This is a genomic window from Streptococcus infantis (genome assembly GCF_047463655.1).
GTDB classification, from domain to species: Bacteria; Bacillota; Bacilli; order Lactobacillales; family Streptococcaceae; genus Streptococcus; species Streptococcus infantis_Z.
In genome coordinates this window covers 446,430-463,847 of the sequence record NZ_JASHDM010000001.1, presented here as the reverse complement: position 1 = coordinate 463,847, position 17,418 = coordinate 446,430, and the positions used below count along the sequence as shown (strand labels likewise).

Sequence of the window (17,418 nt, the reverse complement as noted above, 5' to 3'; positions counted from 1 at the left end):
AGAAAATGGTATAATGGTTACTATGGAAAAAGAGAAATTACGCATCAACATGCTAAGTTCAAGTGAAAAAGTGGCTGGCCAAGGTGTGTCTGGTGCATACCGTGAACTGGTGCAGCTTTTAAAACGAGATGCGAAAGATCAACTGATCGTAACAGAAAATCTTCCAATCGAAGCGGATGTTACTCATTTTCATACGATTGATTTTCCTTATTATCTCTCGACCTTTCAGAAAAAACGTTCTGGACGTAAGATTGGCTATGTTCACTTCTTACCTGATACCTTGGAAGGTAGTTTGAAGATTCCATTCTTCTTAAAGGGGATTGTCAAACGCTATGTATTTTCTTTTTATGACCGTATGGAGCATCTGGTAGTGGTCAATCCTACTTTCATTGAGGATTTGGTGGCTGCTGGAATTCCACGTGAAAAAGTGACCTATATTCCTAACTTTGTCAATAAAGAAAAATGGCACCCACTTCCTATAGAGCAAGTTGAACAACTTCGTAAAGATATGGGAATTGATGAGAATCAGTTTGTAGTCGTTGGTGCAGGTCAGGTTCAAAAGCGTAAAGGAATAGATGACTTTATCACTCTAGCTGAGGAATTACCGGATATCACTTTTATTTGGGCTGGTGGCTTCTCTTTTGGGGGAATAACCGATGGTTATGAACGCTATAAAAAGATTATGGATAATCCTCCTGAAAATCTAATTTTCCCAGGGATTGTTGATCCAGAACGGATGAGAGAACTCTATGCCTTGGCTGATCTTTTCTTGCTTCCAAGTTATAACGAGCTCTTTCCAATGACTATTCTAGAAGCTGCGAGTTGTGAAGCACCCATTATGCTTCGTGATCTAGAACTTTACAAGGTCATTCTTGAAGGAAATTACAGACCAACAAGTGATGTAGAAGAGATGAAAGAGGCTATCTTGGAATACCGAGAGCATCCAGAAGCACTAAAAGAATTAAAAGAAAAGGCTAAGGCCATTTCAAGAGAATATTCAGAAGAGCATCTTCTTGAGATCTGGCTAAAATTCTATCGGGAGCAAGCAGCTTTAGGAAAAAAATGAGGTAGTATATGCGAATTGGATTATTTACAGATACTTATTTCCCGCAGGTCTCGGGTGTTGCGACCAGTATTCGAACCTTAAAAACAGAACTTGAAAAGCAAGGACATGCCGTCTTTATCTTTACAACAACAGACAAGGATGTTAATCGTTATGAAGACTGGCAGATTATTCGCATCCCTAGTGTTCCTTTCTTTGCCTTTAAAGATCGTCGTTTCGCCTATCGTGGATTTACGAAAGCTCTTGAGATAGCAAAACAATACAAGCTGGATATTATTCATACGCAGACTGAGTTTTCTCTTGGTTTATTAGGGATTTGGATAGCGCGTGAATTGAAAATTCCAGTCATTCATACCTATCATACCCAGTACGAGGACTATGTTCACTACATTGCTAAGGGTTTGTTGATTCGTCCGAGCATGGTCAAGTATCTTGTAAGGGGATTTCTTCATGATGTGGATGGTGTGATTTGTCCGAGTGAGATTGTGCGTGACTTGTTATCGGATTATAAGGTCAAAGTTGAAAAGCGTGTTATTCCTACTGGTATCGAGCTCGCTAAATTTGAACGTCCTGAGATAGGCCCAGAACATATCGTAGACTTACGTGATAAATTAGGTATTAAGGAAGATGAAAAGATGCTTCTTAGCCTTTCACGTGTCTCTTACGAGAAGAACATTCAAGCCGTTCTGGCAGCATTTCCAGAGGTTCTAAAAGAAGAACAAAAGGTGAAATTAGTCGTTGCTGGTGATGGGCCTTATCTGGAAAACCTCAAGGAGCAAGCAGGAGATTTGCAAATTCAGGATTCTGTTATCTTTACTGGTATGATTGCCCCAAGTGAGACAGCGCTCTATTATAAGGCGGCTGACTTCTTCATTTCAGCTTCTACAAGTGAGACTCAGGGGTTAACCTATCTAGAAAGTTTGGCTAGCAAGACACCAATTATAGCTCATGGAAATCCTTATCTAGATAATTTGATTAGCGATAAGATGTTTGGAACTCTTTATTATGAAGAGCGTGACCTATCAGGTGCTATTTTAGAGGCTCTTATTGCTACGCCTGACATGGATGAAAACCTTTTGGCTGATAAATTGTATGAAATTTCAGCTGAGAATTTTGCTAAGAGAGTCCATGAGTTTTATTTGGATGCTATCATCTCAAACAATTTTGAAAAAGAATTGACTGCAGATGAACCTGTTACGAAACGTATTTTAAAGACAGTATTTTATATACCACAACAGGCAGTGTCTATGCCGGTCAAGGGTTCAAGACGTATGTTGAAAGCTTCTAGAAAACAGTTGAGTCATTTAAGAAAATATTTGAACGATTAATTGAATCAAAGAAAGGAAATAAAAAAATGAAAAAGAAATTTATGAGAAGTGGTAGAGATCAAAAAATAGGTGGAGTCTGCGCAGGAGTAGCACATTATTTTGATATTGACCCTACAATTGTTCGTGTTATTTGGGGAGTTTTAGCTTTCTGCTATGGGGCAAGCATTGTTGCTTACTTGATTTTATGGGCAATTGCTCCAGTTTCAGAAGAATATTAAAAATAGGGAATTATAGAAAAGGAGAAAATAATGGCATTTGGTGATAATGGAAAACGTAAAAAAACATTTTTTGAGAAATTGACACTATTCGTCGTTTTGATTATGTTATTTGTAACCCTAGCAGGTATCTTTGCTACAGCCATTGGTGTATTTAGCAGATTTTAAAATGCTAGATTTTTTAGCAAGTAGTAATAGTTGGTGACTGGGATTTCCCAGCCCTTTTTAGAGTGAGAAAAGAATATGAGTATGTTTTTAGATACAGCCAAGATCAAGGTCAAGGCTGGAAATGGTGGCGATGGGATGGTTGCCTTTCGCCGTGAAAAATACGTCCCTAATGGCGGTCCTTGGGGAGGTGATGGAGGTCGTGGAGGGAACGTTGTCTTTGTTGTAGATGAAGGTTTACGTACCTTGATGGACTTCCGTTACAATCGTCATTTCAAAGCCCAATCGGGTGAAAAAGGGATGACCAAAGGAATGCACGGACGCGGTGCAGAAGACTTGATTGTTCGAGTACCTCAAGGAACAACTGTCCGTGATGCAGAAACTGGAAAAGTTATCACTGACTTGATTGAGCACGGCCAAGAGTTTATCGTTGCTCACGGTGGTCGAGGTGGTCGTGGAAATATCCGTTTTGCAACACCCAAAAATCCTGCTCCAGAGATCTCTGAGAATGGAGAACCTGGTCAGGAGCGCGAATTACAGTTAGAACTTAAAATTCTTGCTGATGTTGGTTTGGTTGGATTCCCTTCAGTTGGAAAATCAACTCTGCTCAGCGTAATTACCTCTGCAAAACCTAAAATTGGTGCCTACCACTTTACCACGATTGTACCAAATCTTGGTATGGTCCGTACCCAATCAGGTGAGTCCTTTGCAGTGGCAGACCTTCCTGGATTGATTGAAGGTGCTAGTCAAGGCGTGGGCTTGGGAACTCAGTTCCTTCGCCATATTGAGCGTACTCGCGTTATCCTTCACATCATCGATATGTCAGCCAGTGAAGGTCGCGATCCTTACGAAGATTATCTAGCTATTAACAAAGAGTTGGAATCTTACAACCTTCGTCTGATGGAGCGTCCCCAAATCATTGTTGCTAATAAGATGGATATGCCAGAAAGCCAAGAAAATCTTGAAGAATTCAAGAAAAAATTGGCAGCTAACTATGATGAATTTGAGGATCTTCCAGCCATCTTCCCAATTTCAGGTTTGACCAAACAAGGTTTGGCACCTTTATTGGATGCAACAGCAGAGCTTCTTGATAAGACGCCAGAATTCCTTCTTTATGACGAGTCAGAAATGGAAGAAGAAGTTTATTATGGCTTTGACGAAGAAGAAAAACCATTTGAAATTAGTCGTGATGACGATGCAACTTGGGTACTTTCAGGTGAAAAACTCATTAAACTCTTTAACATGACTAACTTTGATCGTGATGAGTCTGTCATGAAATTTGCTCGTCAGTTGCGAGGTATGGGAGTCGATGAAGCTCTCCGTGCCCGTGGCGCCAAGGATGGAGATTTGGTTCGTATCGGTAAGTTTGAGTTTGAATTTGTGGACTAGGAGATAGCTATGGGAGATAAACCGATATCTTTCCGTGATGCTGATGGAAATTTTGTTTCTGCAGCAGATGTCTGGAATGAGAAGAAGTTAGAAGAACTGTTTAATCGCCTCAATCCAAATAGAGCTTTGAGACTAGCAAGAACTAAAAAGCAAGCTGAAAATAACAAATCATAAAATTAACCCGTGATGATAGCCATCACGGGTTTTTGCTACCGATCAAAAAATAGAGGTGGTGCAAATTGTTTGAGGCGTTCAAAACAAGATTGAGCTTGTTCCTTATCCTCGCAGATAACCAAACAGACATCATTTCCACAGATAGTAGCGACTATTTCAGGAAAGTTTAGTGCGTCCAAGATAGATCCGAAGGATTGTGCCAAACCTGGATAGGTTTTGATAACAACTTGGTGTTGGACGGGTTGCATCATGTAGAGGGCTTCCTCCATATAGACTTCTAGCCGTTTTTCCCACTTGGATGTAGAGCCAGTGTTGATTGAATAATAGGAGTGTTCACCTTCACGAATCTTAGAAAGATTCATCAGGTTGATGTCTCTTGAAAGTGTTGCTTGTGTGACCTGTACTCCGTTTTCAATCAGTAGTTCTTGTAATTCAGTTTGGGTATGAATTTTTTGTTTAGTGATTAGGGCTCGGATGAGCTGGTGTCTTTGCTCGGCTTTGTTCATCTACAGTTACCTCCCTTTGAAAAGGTATTTCAAGATTGGACTGTGCAAGATCGACAGTCAAGTGATAGTCTGTATTGTCACGTACAGTAATCTCAAAGTCTGTAGTATAAAGAACGAGACGTACTGTATCGCCTTCTTTTAGTTTGTAAATAGTTGGTTGGAGTTCAAATTGGAATTCCAACCATTCATCTGGCTTAATTTCTTCAATTTTCAATAAATCATGACGATTTTGAAGATTGAGATAGCCTTTGGTGATAACACGTTGAGCATTTGGGCTAAATGGTAGCTCGCAAATGTTTTCCAGCATATGGTAACGACCATTATCAATCGTACGAGCAGACAAGACTCCTGGATACGGTTGTAGGTATTTCTTTTGACCAAGTTCGAGAAGTTGGGCAGATAGTAAGCCTTTATTGGTGCTTGATTTGAGACGAAGGTTCAGTTTAACACGCCCATTAAGATGAAGGTCTTCCGTCACTGGCAGATCAATGGTAACCTGATTGACTTTCCCTTGATAGAGTTCATTATTAAAGGTTTGATAGGTTTTTCCAAAACGTTCAAAGTCTGATTCTTGGTAATGATTTTCAATGACAGCTTCTTCAGTACCTAAAGAGAAAGTTTTATGGTCACTTTGATTTCCAAAATCTTCAAGAGTCATCCAGGTTTGAGGAGCAGTATTGTCTTGCCAAACGACTCTTGGAAGTTGGTAGTCAGTTTCTTGGTCCAATAATTTCTGCGTCAAAAGAGCATTCATGGATTCACGGAAATCAATAGACTGCCAATTGTTCATATAGACATGGGCGCCGTTATGGTAAAAGAGATGTTTCTTAATACTGCTCGGAAGAGCATTGAACATTTGATAGACATGAAGTGGTTTTACATTCCAGTCTTGCGAACCGTGGGTAAAAACCACCTCAGCTTTGACCTTGTGGGCATTAAGTAGGTAGTTTCTGTCATGCCAGAATTGGTTATAATCCCCAGTTTTACGGTCTAGATTTTTCTTCAGTTTTTCTATAGAATCTTTATGAGCCTCGTTTCCACGAATATAGTCACCAGCTAAGAGATTACGAGAATAAGTTAATTCATCTAATGAATCGAAGTCCTCCCCTGGATAGCCACCAGGGCTTGTTACTAGACCATTCTCTCGGTAATAGTTGTACCAAGAAGAAATACCGGCTTCAGCAATGATGACCTCTAAACCATCAACTCCTGTAGTAGCAAGACCATTAGACATTGTTCCTAGATAAGAAAGACCAGTAGTTGCAACTTTTCCATTTGACCAGTCAGCCTTGACCTGACGTTTACGACTGTGGTCTGTGAAGGCACGACAACGACCATTGAGCCAATCAATGACATTTTTATAGGCTTCAACTTGTCGGTAGTCACCATTAGTCATCTGACCTTGAGAATCCTTTGTACCAAGACCAGATACGTAGATATTTGCAAATCCTCTTGGAAGGAAGTAGTCGTTAAGTGTGTAGCTACTATTGATATGAGTCAGTTTTTCTTCAGTTTCTGAAACAAGTTCAGCTTCTCCAACAGGTTCAACCAAGTCTAATGTTGGTTTTTCTAGAGAAATTTCATGCGGTTCCTTGACTTCTAGCTCAGCTTCCATTTTGTAAAGAGCTTTATCGCTTGCTTTATCATTGGTTCCTTGATGGTAAGGACTTGCCGTCATAACAGATGGAATTTTGCCGTGGTAAGATGGACGAATAATGTTTACCTTGATAAGATCTGGCAGTCCATCATTATCAGAATCAATACGACTTTCCACATAAACAACTTCCCGAATAGCATTGTTTGCAGAGAAGGTTGCCAAGCTCTTACCATTGAAGTAGTGGTAATCATTGTTCTCAGGGATAAGACCATCGCTAACCAATTGATCGATCAAGGTATTTCCCTTTTTAGTGCGCGTGTTAAGGAGTTGATAGAGATTGTCAATCAAATCTCCGTATACAATAGGGAATGCCGTTTCTTTGTGAAAAACAAGACCATTTTCAAAGTCTGTCAAGTAACTGAAACCAAGCAACTGAAAGGCAACAGTATAGAAAATTTCTGCAGTTAATTCACGATCAGAATTGAAGAAAGTGAGCAGATCAGTTTCATTATCAACCGCTAAAGTTGAGAAGGGATAATCCGTATTTTTGTAATTGAAAAAACAAGTTCTAACAAAAGCTTCAAACAGTTCTTTCGCAGAATTTGATTGGTCAAGCTTGAATCCAAGGTTGGATAGTTCCTGTAAAGCTTGTTGCTGGTTTACAGGATAGTAACTGAATTGATTAAAACGCATAGATGCCTCCTTTGAAGAATCATTAAATTTATTTTATCAAAAAAGTAGGGAAAATGATAGAAAATACAAGTAACTGTTAGAATAAACTAAAAAGGATGACTTCGTGAAATGGAATATAAAAAGATAGATTCGAGGAATCTATTAAATTAAAAATACAGAAATCATAGATTTGAAAAATAATTGAAATATTTTAGATTGCACGCTTAATATAAAATAAAAAACTAGCCATGGAATTAGTAGTAGCTACTAAATTCTGTGACTAGTTGTAGAGTTTAAGGTTTTGACTTGATAATTTTAGTTTGTTTAGACAGTGATTGGAGTGTTTGGTCACTTAATTTTGAATCCGTTATAATGGTGTCGATATCTGAGATATTGTAAAATGTGAAGAAATCAAATTTATCAAATTTGCTATGGTCAGCTAGGAGATATTTTTTATTGGCGTTTTCTAGTGCTAATTTCTGTGCTTCACCTTCGTCTTCACTAAAAGTAGCGATAGCATGATCCTTGATACCATTACAACTAACGAAGGCTTTTGAAAATTGCAAACTAGCGATATCTTGAAGAGTGAGAGTACCGACAAAAGCTCCTGTAATTGAACGATAATTACCACCGATTAGAATGAGATCAGTTAGCTTACGCTCATTTAGAATGAGAAATACAGGCAAACTATTGGTAACAACTCGAATGTTATCGATAGGAAGTTCACGCGCAAAGAATTCTAATGTGGTACCTGGACCAATAAAAATAGTTTCTCTTTCTTCAACTAAGTGACCTGCAAAGCGAGCAATTTCTTGTTTTTCTGCTGTTTGTAGTCCTTGTTTTTCAACGTTAGAACGCTCATTATTTAATAAGGAACCTGTTCGAAGTTTTTCAGCACCGCCATGAACTCGAATCAGCAAATCCTTATCTGCTAACTCTTGTAAATATCGTCTAGCTGTCATATCGGAAATATCAAGGCGATTCATAATCTCTTTAACAGTGATAGTTCCTTTTGTATTAACAATTTCTAAAATAGTATCTAATTTTTCTTGTTTCAGCATTGAACCACCCCCAAATCTAATATTATTTTATCATATTTTAAACAGCTAAGCAACTTAAAGAAAACAAAAATAAACAAAAAAAAACATCTAGTTTGTAATTAAACTTAGATGTTTTTTTAGGTTAGATATTAATTTAGTCCATAGTTATAGTCATCATCCTGCATAGCTTCAACTTCACCAAGTAGATAGCCATTACCAACTTGAGAGAAGAAGTCGTGGTTTGATGTACCAGTTGAAATCCCGTTCATAACGATCGGATTGACATCGTCAGCTGAATCAGGGAAGAGAGGGTCTTGCCCCAAATTCATAAGAGCCTTATTTGCATTGTAGCGAAGGAAGGTTTTAACCTCTTCGGTCCATCCGACTTCGTCATAGAGGCTCTCTGTGTAGCCTTCTTCATTCTCATAAAGAGTATAGAGAAGGTCGTACATCCATTCTTTGAGTTTTTCTTGCTCATCTTCTGGCAATTCATTGAAACCAAGCTGGAACTTGTAGCCGATGTAGGTTCCGTGTACAGACTCGTCACGAATAATCAACTTGATGATCTCAGCTACGTTGGCCAACTTGTTGTTTCCAAGATAGTAGAGTGGTGTGAAGAAACCAGAGTAGAAAAGGAAGGTTTCAAGGAAAACACTCGCTACTTTCTTTTCAAGAGGAGTTCCGTTTAGGTAGATTTCATTGATAATTTCAGCTTTTTTCTGAAGATATGGATTGGTGTTGGTCCATTCGAAAATTTCTTCAATTTCAGACTTGGTATTCAAGGTAGAAAAGATAGAAGAGTAAGACTTAGCATGAACAGATTCCATAAATTGGATATTGTTAAAAACAGCTTCCTCGTGAGGCGTACGAATATCAGCACGAAGGGCTTGAACACCAGTTTCTGATTGCATGGTATCAAGAAGGGTCAAACCTCCAAAAACTTTACCAACAAGGTCTTTTTCCTTGTTAGAAAGCTTTCTCCAGTCATCTAGGTCATTTGACAAGGGGATACGCGTATCGAGCCAGAACTGCTCGGTCAGTTTTTCCCAGGTTGATTTGTCAATGACATCTTCGATGGCATTCCAGTTAATGGCTTTGTAGTAAGTTTTCATTTGAAATCTCTTTCTGTGTGTAGTAATGCGATAACGTAATCATTCTTATTTTATCATAATTCTATGCTATAATCGAACAAAAAGTCGGAAGCCCGACTTTTAAATTCTTACATGATTTTATCAGCAAAATACGTTTAATGGATTAAGTAAATGTAATTTCTTTGAGAGTTGAATTAAATTACACAGCTCTCACATTGGTTAGCGCCGACTTCTCCACCATCATCGGTAAAGGTACGGACGTAGTAGATAGACTTGATACCTTTGTTGAAGGCATAGTTACGAAGGATAGACAAGTCACGTGTCGTTTGTTTGTTTTCTTTCTTCCATTCGTAAAGGCCTGTTGGAATATCACTACGCATGAAGAGTGTGAGTGAAAGTCCTTGGTCCACGTGCTCAGTCGCAGCAGCATAAACATCAATGACCTTACGCATATCCATGTCATAAGCAGAAGTGTAGTAAGGGATTGTTTCTGTTGACAAACCAGCAGCAGGATAGTAAATCTTACCGATTTTCTTCTCTTGGCGTTCTTCGATACGTTGCGTGATCGGGTGGATAGAAGCAGATACATCGTTGATATAGCTGATAGAACCATTCGGCGCTACAGCAAGGCGGTTTTGGTGGTAAAGTCCATCTGCTTTAACTTTATCACGAAGTTCAGCCCAGTCAGCAGCAGTAGGAATAAAGATATCTTTGAAGAGCTCTTTAACACGGTCTGATTTCGGAAGGAATTCGCCAGTTAAATACTTATCAAAATAGCTTCCGTTAGCATAGTCTGATTTGTCAAAGTTGTGGAAGGTAACACCACGTTCACGAGCGATATTGTTTGACTCAACCAAGGTCCAGTAGTTCATGAGCATGAAGTAGATACTTGTAAATTCAACAGACTCAGGTGATCCATATTCGATTAATTGTTGAGCAAGATAGCTATGAAGTCCCATAGCTCCAAGTCCAAATGTATGAGCTTGGCTGTTTCCGTGGTCGATTGTAGGAACAGCTACGATGTGTGAACTATCTGTAACAAAAGTCAAAGCACGTACCATTGCACGGATAGAGCGACCAAAGTCAGGTGAAGTCATCATGTTGACCACGTTTGTTGAACCAAGGTTACATGAGACATCAGTCCCCATTTTAAGGAATTCTTGAGCATCGTTGATAAGACTTGGTTCTTGGACTTGAAGAATCTCTGAACACAAGTTACTCATGATAATCTTACCATCGACTGGATTTGCACGGTTAGCAGTATCGATGTTGACTACATAAGGATAGCCAGATTCTTGTTGCAATTTAGAAATCTCAGTTTCCAAATCACGCGCCTTGATTTTTGTCTTACGGATATTTGGATTTGCAACTAGTTCATCGTATTTTTCTGTGATGTCGATGTAGTTGAATGGCACACCGTATTCAAGCTCTACAGAATAAGGACTGAAGAGATACATTTCTTCATTTTTACGAGCCAATTCGTAGAATTTATCTGGTACCACAACACCAAGTGAGAGAGTCTTGACACGAACTTTTTCATCGGCATTTTCTTTCTTAGTTGAAAGGAAGGCGATGATATCTGGGTGGAAGACATTGAGGTAAACAACCCCAGCACCTTGACGTTGACCCAATTGGTTTGAGTAAGAGAAGCTGTCTTCGAAAAGCTTCATAACTGGTACGACACCAGAAGCAGCACCTTCGTAGCCCTTGATTGGTGCTCCAGCTTCACGAAGGTTGCTGAGTGAAATCCCTACACCACCACCAATACGTGAAAGTTGAAGAGCTGAGTTGATAGAACGTCCGATAGAGTTCATATCATCTGTAACCTGGATCAAGAAACATGATACCAATTCACCACGACGTGCACGACCTGCATTCAAGAATGAAGGTGTAGCAGGTTGATAACGTTGGTGAATGATTTCATTAGCAATATCAATAGCAATCGCTTCATCACCATCCGCGAAGTAAAGGGCATTAAAGAAGACACGGTCTTCCATGCTTTCAAGATAGTACTCTCCGTCATTAGTTTTCAGAGCATACTGATTATAGAATTTATAGGCAGCCATGAAAGACTTAAATTGGAAGTTCTGATCCTTGATAAATTGATGCAGTTCTTCCAAAAATTCTGGACGGTATTTCTTGATAAATGCTGTTTCAATGTAGTTATGCTCAATGAGGAAGTTGATTTTATCCGTAATTGAGTTAAAAACCATTGTATTTGGTACAACATTTTCTTTAAAGAAGGCTTCTAAAGCTTCCTTGTCCTTGTGAAGCATGATTTGTCCATTAACAGGACGGTTAATTTCATTATTAAGACGGAAGTAAGTCACATCTTCAAGTTGTTTTAATCCCATAAAAAATCCTTTATCTAATTACAAAAGAAAGGCTTCTAAGGTAGACATAGAAGCTTTTGTCCTGATTTTTAAGCAAGTTGTTTAAGTTTACCTGGTTGGAAACCAGAGAAAACTTCTGTCGGTGTCTGAATAATAGGAGCAGCACTAAAGCCAAGCTCTTTTACTTGATCAATGTATTCAGGTTGTTCATCAAGATTGATTTCTTTATATTCAACATTATTACTGTCTAAAAAACGTTTCGTCATTTTACATTGGACACAGTTGTTTTTAGAATATACGGTTACCATTTCTGTAACTCCTCTTTAAAAATTATTACTTTCTTAGTATATCAGAAAAAAAAACTTTGTCAACTTTCTAAATCTAAATCTTGTGTAATTGTTTTAGCAATTTTACCTATAAACACAATATATAGTATAAACTTTTAAAAAAAGTTCAAAAAAAGCATTGAATACACGAGGAAAGATTCTACAAAAACTACATACTGTGTTTTGCTAAATTTAATAGAAGATTTTCAGCAAGTTATCTGAAAGGAAATTGAAGAAAGTCCATAAAATACTTGAAAAATATCAATGAAGGTGATATAATACTAAATTGTAAGGGTTATCAGATATGTAACTCAACAAGAAAACTATTAAAGGAGAGTCAAACTATGGCTTCTAAAGATTTCCACGTAGTGGCAGAAACAGGTATTCACGCACGTCCAGCAACATTGTTGGTACAAACAGCTAGCAAATTTGCTTCAGATATCACTCTTGAGTACAAAGGTAAATCAGTTAACCTTAAATCTATCATGGGTGTAATGAGCCTTGGTGTTGGTCAAGGTGCTGACGTTACAATCACTGCTGAAGGTGCAGACGCTGATGACGCTATCGCTGCAATCTCAGAAACAATGGAAAAAGAAGGATTGGCATAAGGAAATGACAGAAATGCTTAAAGGAATCGCAGCATCTGACGGTGTTGCAGTTGCAAAAGCATATCTACTCGTTCAACCGGATTTATCATTCGAGACTGTTACAGTCGAAGATACAAATGCAGAAGAGGCTCGTTTGGATGTTGCTCTTGAAGCTTCTCAAAACGAGCTTTCTCTTATCCGCGAGAAGGCTGTAGGTACGCTTGGTGAAGAAGCGGCACAAGTATTTGACGCCCACTTGATGGTTCTTGCTGACCCGGAATTGATCGGTCAAATCAAAGAAACTATCCGTGCTAAAAAAGTCAATGCAGAAGCAGGTCTGAAAGAAGTTACGGACATGTTTATCACAATCTTTGAAGGCATGGAAGACAACCCATACATGCAAGAACGTGCAGCGGATATCCGCGACGTAACGAAACGTGTATTGGCTAACCTCCTTGGTAAAAAATTGCCAAACCCAGCTTCTATCAATGAAGAAGTGATCGTGATTGCTCACGACTTGACTCCATCTGATACAGCTCAATTGGACAAAAACTTTGTAAAAGCTTTTGTAACAAACATTGGTGGTCGTACAAGTCACTCAGCTATCATGGCTCGTACACTTGAAATCGCTGCAGTTTTGGGTACAAACAATATCACTGAAATCGTTAAAGATGGTGACCTACTTGCCGTTAATGGTATTACAGGTGAAGTGATTATCAACCCGACTGAAGAACAAGCGGCTGAATTTAAAGCAGCTGGTGAAGCTTACGCTCAACAAAAAGCTGAATGGGCACTTTTGAAGGATGCTCAAACTGTTACTGCTGATGGTAAACACTTCGAATTGGCAGCAAACATTGGTACTCCAAAAGACGTTGAAGGTGTTAATGACAACGGTGCAGAAGCTGTCGGTCTTTACCGTACAGAGTTCTTGTACATGGATTCTCAAGACTTCCCAACTGAAGACGAGCAGTACGAAGCATACAAGGCTGTTCTTGAAGGAATGAACGGTAAACCAGTTGTTGTCCGTACAATGGATATCGGTGGTGACAAGGAACTTCCTTACTTCGATATGCCACATGAAATGAACCCATTCCTTGGATTCCGTGCTCTTCGTATCTCTATCTCTGAAACAGGAGATGCAATGTTCCGCACTCAAATCCGTGCTCTTCTTCGTGCTTCTGTACACGGTCAATTGCGTATCATGTTCCCGATGGTTGCGCTTTTGAAAGAATTCCGTGCAGCTAAAGCAGTCTTCGATGAAGAAAAAGCTAACCTTCTTGCTGAAGGTGTTGCAGTTGCGGATGACATCCAAGTTGGTATCATGATCGAAATTCCTGCAGCAGCTATGCTTGCAGACCAATTTGCAAAAGAAGTTGACTTCTTCTCAATTGGTACAAACGACTTGATCCAATACACAATGGCGGCAGACCGTATGAACGAACAAGTTTCATACCTTTATCAACCATACAACCCATCAATCCTTCGTTTGATCAACAACGTTATCAAAGCAGCTCACGCTGAAGGTAAATGGGCTGGTATGTGTGGTGAAATGGCTGGTGACCAAACAGCTGTTCCACTTCTTGTCGGAATGGGCTTGGATGAGTTCTCTATGTCAGCAACATCTGTACTTCGTACACGTAGCTTGATGAAGAAACTCGACACTGCTAAAATGCAAGAATACGCTAACCGTGCTCTTACTGAATGTTCAACAATGGAAGAAGTTCTTGAACTTTCTAAAGAATACGTTAACTTCGATTAATCAACTACAAATCCTTGTAGCTTCTGGCTATGAGGATTTTTTCTTCTATTTTGTAGAAAACTCCATCTGTAAAATTTATCAAAAATATGGTAAAATAGACAAGGGAAAAAACAAGGAGGCTACAATGCAAAATAGACCAATCATTATCGGAGTAACAGGTGGATCTGGAGGAGGAAAGACAAGCGTATCTAAAGCAATCTTGTCGCATTTTCCAAATGAAAAAATCTCTATGATTGAGCATGATTCCTACTATAAAGATCAATCTCATCTAACCTTTGAAGAGCGTATTAAGACCAACTATGACCATCCTTTTGCTTTTGATACTGATTTGATGATTGAGCAAATCAAAGAATTGTTGGCAGGTCGTCCTGTAGACATTCCTACCTATGATTATGCTGCCCACACCAGAAGTTCTAAAACTTATCGTCAAGAACCTCAAGATGTTTTTATCGTAGAAGGAATCTTGGTTTTGGAGGACAAACGACTTCGTGATTTGATGGATATCAAGATTTTCGTAGATACAGATGATGATGTTCGTATTATTCGCCGTATTAAGCGTGATATGGAAGAGCGTGGTCGTAGTCTAGATAGTGTTATTGATCAATATCTTGGTGTGGTGAAACCCATGTATCATCAATTTATTGAACCAACAAAGCGTTATGCAGATATCGTTATTCCAGAAGGAGTGACCAATACAGTAGCTATTGATTTGCTAACAACAAAGATTGAAAAGATTTTAGAAGAAGCACGTCTTGCCCAATAATAAGCAGATAAAAAGGCTGTGGGAAAGTAATGATTTTATCAAGATTGAACCTTTTTCTTATATCCGTGAATCTTTACAATCATGCTTTTAGATAGAGAAAAATATTGTTTCAAAGGATTTTTTGAGTCTTTAAGATCAACTAGATGCTAGAGCATAGTTTCGGTGCAAATAAAAGTCGAGGTCGGGATTTTCCCGACCTCTTATTTTTTGATTTTTTCAAGTCTCGGAACAATAACTAAGGTGAGTATTGCTGAGATAATCAGTTCTGCGATAGAGTTTGTTGAGATAACAGTAGCTAATAGTTTCTGGATATTTCCATCAAAAACATTTCCAAAAAGGAAGAAGATACCGCCTAGTACAAATACAGTATTAGTAAGTGAACCGAGAGCTCCCGCAAAGATAAGCCCTACCTTGTTTTTGAGGAGTTTATAGACAAAGTATGGTGTCAAACCGATTAAGATACGAGGAATAATAGCAATAGCAAGTGAAGCTAGATTCCCATTTGGTACAAAAGGAGAGAAGAGGTAGCTAGTTGGGAGAATCGTGATTGTATTGACTGTCAAGCTAATCATTCCCATCAAGAAACCTAAGATAGCCCCAATCCGTGGTCCGTAGATGATACTAGCAATGATGACTGGGATATGGACTATGGTCGGTTTAATTGGAAAGGGCAAGACATTAAAGACAATAGAGCTCAGCAGATGAATGACGATCATGCTGGCAAAAAAGATAGCAATTGGAGCAATATTAGAGCGTTTGTTCATGAAGTTTTTCCTTTATCTGTTGTAAAATAGTATCAAGATCAGCAAGAGCACCACGTCCTACATCGCCACAGGCCAGTAGGGACTCTTTTGGAGCAATAATTGTATAACCATAAGTTTCTAAAGTTTTTAGGTTTGTTTGAGTTGCTGGATGGTCATACATTTTGGTATTCATAGCAGGTGCTACTAGTTTTGGAATATAGTGTGGCAAGGCAAGAGCAGTAGCAGTAACCATATTGTCGGCAAAACCGTGCGCGACTTTCGCAATCGTATTAGCGGTCGCAGGGGCAAGGATAAACAAGTCTGTTTTTTTGCCAAGCTCGATATGATTGACTTTATCAGGATAAGGTTCCTGCATAAGATCGAGATGTACGGTATTTTGAGATAAGACTTGAAGGGTTAAAGGTTGAATAAAGGCAGTCGCAGCCTGGGTCATGAGTACAGTAACAGAATGCCCTTGTTTCTTCAAGCCACTTACCAAATCAGCAGCCTTGTAAGAGGCGATAGAGCCTGTCACAGCGAGTGTAATACGAGCCATAATTTTCCTTTCTAACGATCAAATCCTTGAATTTTTTCCACTAAAAAGTCAGCAATTTCTTGTTTGCTGGCAGCAATCTGATAATCTTTTTCCTCTACTAGATAAGCCAGGTGTTGATCAGCATTAATCTGAGTGAGGTCATTAGCGACAATCAAGTCAGCTTGATTCTTTTCAAGGCTTTCTCTAGCGATTTGAATCAGATGCTCCTTAGTAACATCGACAAGCAGTTTAAAGCCAATGAGATGGATACTTGGATTCCATTCTTTAACAAGAGAGATGATCTTTGGGTTTTTCTTGAGAAATAGGACTTGCACCTCATCCTTAGAGGAGATTTTTGTTTCCATATTTTTCTTATGTAAAAATTCATTTAAATCTTGGCTTGCTTGAACTTGGTCAAGACCAGTCATGTAAACTGGGCTGTAGTCAGAAACAGCCATGGAATGAATTAAGACTTGATAATCAGGTACAATCCGTTTCATCTCTTGGAGTAAATCGGAAGTGTTTTTAATTTCAATAATGGTTAAATTCTGGTCTAGCTCTGGTTTTAGTGCTTGTGGCGTAGTAATCAGACAAATTTGGTGACCAGCTTTTAGTAAAGTCTCAGTTATAACTTTACCAAGTCTACCAGTAGAGTGGTTGGTAATGGAGCGAACTCGATCAATGGCTTCGCTTGTACCACCAGATGTAACTAAAATTTTCATAGAACTATTGTACAAAAAAATGAACAGTAAGTAAAATGAAAGCGATAAAATATAACTAAACTTTATAACTATATTATTATTGACAATTAATTTAAGATATAAGATAATTATTTTAGTTATATATGAAAAGGGGAAGCCGTTATGGACTTTTTTAAGTTTGCAGATAATATGGTTAAAGAAGCTAGTAAGTAATTGATGATGCTAGTAAGACAACTAGTAGCGTACTTAATGAAGCTGGAAAAGCTTTAGATAGCGCTGGGAAAGTTACAGGAGATTTATTATCAGATTCTGTAAAAGTAATAGGAGATGTATCAAATAAGATAGGAAATGTTGTTTCAGATGTTTCAGGTCAAGCTGCTACAGTAGCGAATGATACTGTTCAACAAGTAACAGAGGTTGCATCTGGCACG

General features: G+C 38.7%; 18 protein-coding genes. 9 read left to right on the top strand and 9 right to left on the bottom strand.

What is annotated here, in order from left to right:
- Positions 1-13: 13 nt before the first annotated feature.
- From QM877_RS02275 to QM877_RS02250, 6 genes are all read left to right on the top strand, one after another.
- Positions 14-1,066: a glycosyltransferase family 4 protein gene (locus QM877_RS02275; protein WP_414317442.1), complete on the top strand. Its 1,053-nt coding sequence runs from the start codon at positions 14-16 to the stop codon at positions 1,064-1,066.
- 8 nt (positions 1,067-1,074) lie between these two features.
- The gene (locus QM877_RS02270; protein ID WP_414317441.1) at positions 1,075-2,391 is read left to right on the top strand and encodes a glycosyltransferase family 4 protein; all 1,317 of its coding nucleotides are present in this window, start codon (positions 1,075-1,077) and stop codon (positions 2,389-2,391) included.
- A 26-nt stretch (positions 2,392-2,417) separates the two neighbouring features.
- Positions 2,418-2,609 carry a PspC domain-containing protein gene (locus QM877_RS02265; protein WP_414317440.1) on the top strand — a complete coding sequence of 64 codons (192 nt, stop codon included), beginning with the start codon at positions 2,418-2,420 and terminating at the stop codon, positions 2,607-2,609.
- A 30-nt stretch (positions 2,610-2,639) separates the two neighbouring features.
- Positions 2,640-2,774 (top strand): DUF4044 domain-containing protein, encoded by a 135-nt coding sequence (locus QM877_RS02260; protein ID WP_049548929.1) that lies wholly within the window; start codon positions 2,640-2,642, stop codon positions 2,772-2,774.
- A gap of 75 nt (positions 2,775-2,849) precedes the next feature.
- Positions 2,850-4,160 carry a GTPase ObgE gene (gene obgE, locus QM877_RS02255; protein WP_315639204.1) on the top strand — a complete coding sequence of 437 codons (1,311 nt, stop codon included), beginning with the start codon at positions 2,850-2,852 and terminating at the stop codon, positions 4,158-4,160.
- Between the two features lie 9 nt (positions 4,161-4,169).
- Entirely contained in the window at positions 4,170-4,334 is a 165-nt protein-coding gene (locus QM877_RS02250) for a hypothetical protein (RefSeq protein ID WP_049502767.1), read from the top strand.
- Between the two features lie 35 nt (positions 4,335-4,369).
- Here QM877_RS02250 and QM877_RS02245 read toward each other — a convergent pair whose 3' ends face one another.
- The 6 genes from QM877_RS02245 to nrdH form a co-directional block, all read right to left on the bottom strand.
- Positions 4,370-4,840: an arginine repressor gene (locus tag QM877_RS02245; RefSeq protein ID WP_001030117.1), complete on the bottom strand. Its 471-nt coding sequence runs from the start codon at positions 4,838-4,840 to the stop codon at positions 4,370-4,372.
- Positions 4,791-7,130, bottom strand: coding sequence for a Xaa-Pro dipeptidyl-peptidase (locus QM877_RS02240; RefSeq protein ID WP_414317439.1), 2,340 nt, complete (start codon positions 7,128-7,130; stop codon positions 4,791-4,793). The genes QM877_RS02245 and QM877_RS02240 overlap by 50 nt, the downstream gene beginning before the upstream one ends.
- 272 nt (positions 7,131-7,402) lie before the next feature.
- Positions 7,403-8,170 carry a DeoR/GlpR family DNA-binding transcription regulator gene (locus tag QM877_RS02235; RefSeq protein WP_414317438.1) on the bottom strand — a complete coding sequence of 256 codons (768 nt, stop codon included), beginning with the start codon at positions 8,168-8,170 and terminating at the stop codon, positions 7,403-7,405.
- A gap of 128 nt (positions 8,171-8,298) precedes the next feature.
- Positions 8,299-9,261 carry a class 1b ribonucleoside-diphosphate reductase subunit beta gene (gene nrdF, locus QM877_RS02230; protein ID WP_049526102.1) on the bottom strand — a complete coding sequence of 321 codons (963 nt, stop codon included), beginning with the start codon at positions 9,259-9,261 and terminating at the stop codon, positions 8,299-8,301.
- Between the two features lie 173 nt (positions 9,262-9,434).
- Positions 9,435-11,594 carry a class 1b ribonucleoside-diphosphate reductase subunit alpha gene (gene nrdE, locus QM877_RS02225; protein ID WP_373115184.1) on the bottom strand — a complete coding sequence of 720 codons (2,160 nt, stop codon included), beginning with the start codon at positions 11,592-11,594 and terminating at the stop codon, positions 9,435-9,437.
- Between the two features lie 68 nt (positions 11,595-11,662).
- Complete coding sequence (nrdH, locus tag QM877_RS02220; protein WP_000259242.1) at positions 11,663-11,881, bottom strand: glutaredoxin-like protein NrdH; 219 nt, start codon at positions 11,879-11,881, stop codon at positions 11,663-11,665.
- 362 nt (positions 11,882-12,243) lie between these two features.
- Here nrdH and QM877_RS02215 point away from each other — a divergent pair, with 362 nt between their 5' ends.
- The 3 genes from QM877_RS02215 (at position 12,244) to udk (ending at position 15,008) form a co-directional block, all read left to right on the top strand.
- Positions 12,244-12,507 (top strand): phosphocarrier protein HPr, encoded by a 264-nt coding sequence (locus QM877_RS02215; RefSeq protein ID WP_000146952.1) that lies wholly within the window; start codon positions 12,244-12,246, stop codon positions 12,505-12,507.
- Positions 12,508-12,511: 4 nt separating this feature from the next.
- A complete protein-coding gene (gene ptsP, locus QM877_RS02210) occupies positions 12,512-14,245 on the top strand; it encodes a phosphoenolpyruvate--protein phosphotransferase (protein ID WP_025171271.1) in 1,734 nt (577 codons plus the stop codon).
- 124 nt (positions 14,246-14,369) lie between these two features.
- A complete protein-coding gene (gene udk, locus QM877_RS02205; RefSeq protein ID WP_007555045.1) occupies positions 14,370-15,008 on the top strand; it encodes a uridine kinase in 639 nt (212 codons plus the stop codon).
- Between the two features lie 200 nt (positions 15,009-15,208).
- On the opposite strand, the gene QM877_RS02200 is transcribed toward udk, so the two are convergent.
- From QM877_RS02200 to QM877_RS02190, 3 genes are read right to left on the bottom strand one after another with little or no spacing between them, the layout of a single operon-like run.
- The gene (locus QM877_RS02200) at positions 15,209-15,772 is read right to left on the bottom strand and encodes an ECF transporter S component (RefSeq protein ID WP_075231311.1); all 564 of its coding nucleotides are present in this window, start codon (positions 15,770-15,772) and stop codon (positions 15,209-15,211) included.
- A complete protein-coding gene (gene coaC, locus QM877_RS02195) occupies positions 15,756-16,307 on the bottom strand; it encodes a phosphopantothenoylcysteine decarboxylase (RefSeq protein ID WP_414317437.1) in 552 nt (183 codons plus the stop codon). Before coaC ends, QM877_RS02200 begins: the two co-directional genes overlap by 17 nt.
- 11 nt (positions 16,308-16,318) lie before the next feature.
- Positions 16,319-17,008 (bottom strand): phosphopantothenate--cysteine ligase, encoded by a 690-nt coding sequence (locus QM877_RS02190; protein WP_414317436.1) that lies wholly within the window; start codon positions 17,006-17,008, stop codon positions 16,319-16,321.
- Between the last annotated feature and the right edge of the window lie 410 nt (positions 17,009-17,418).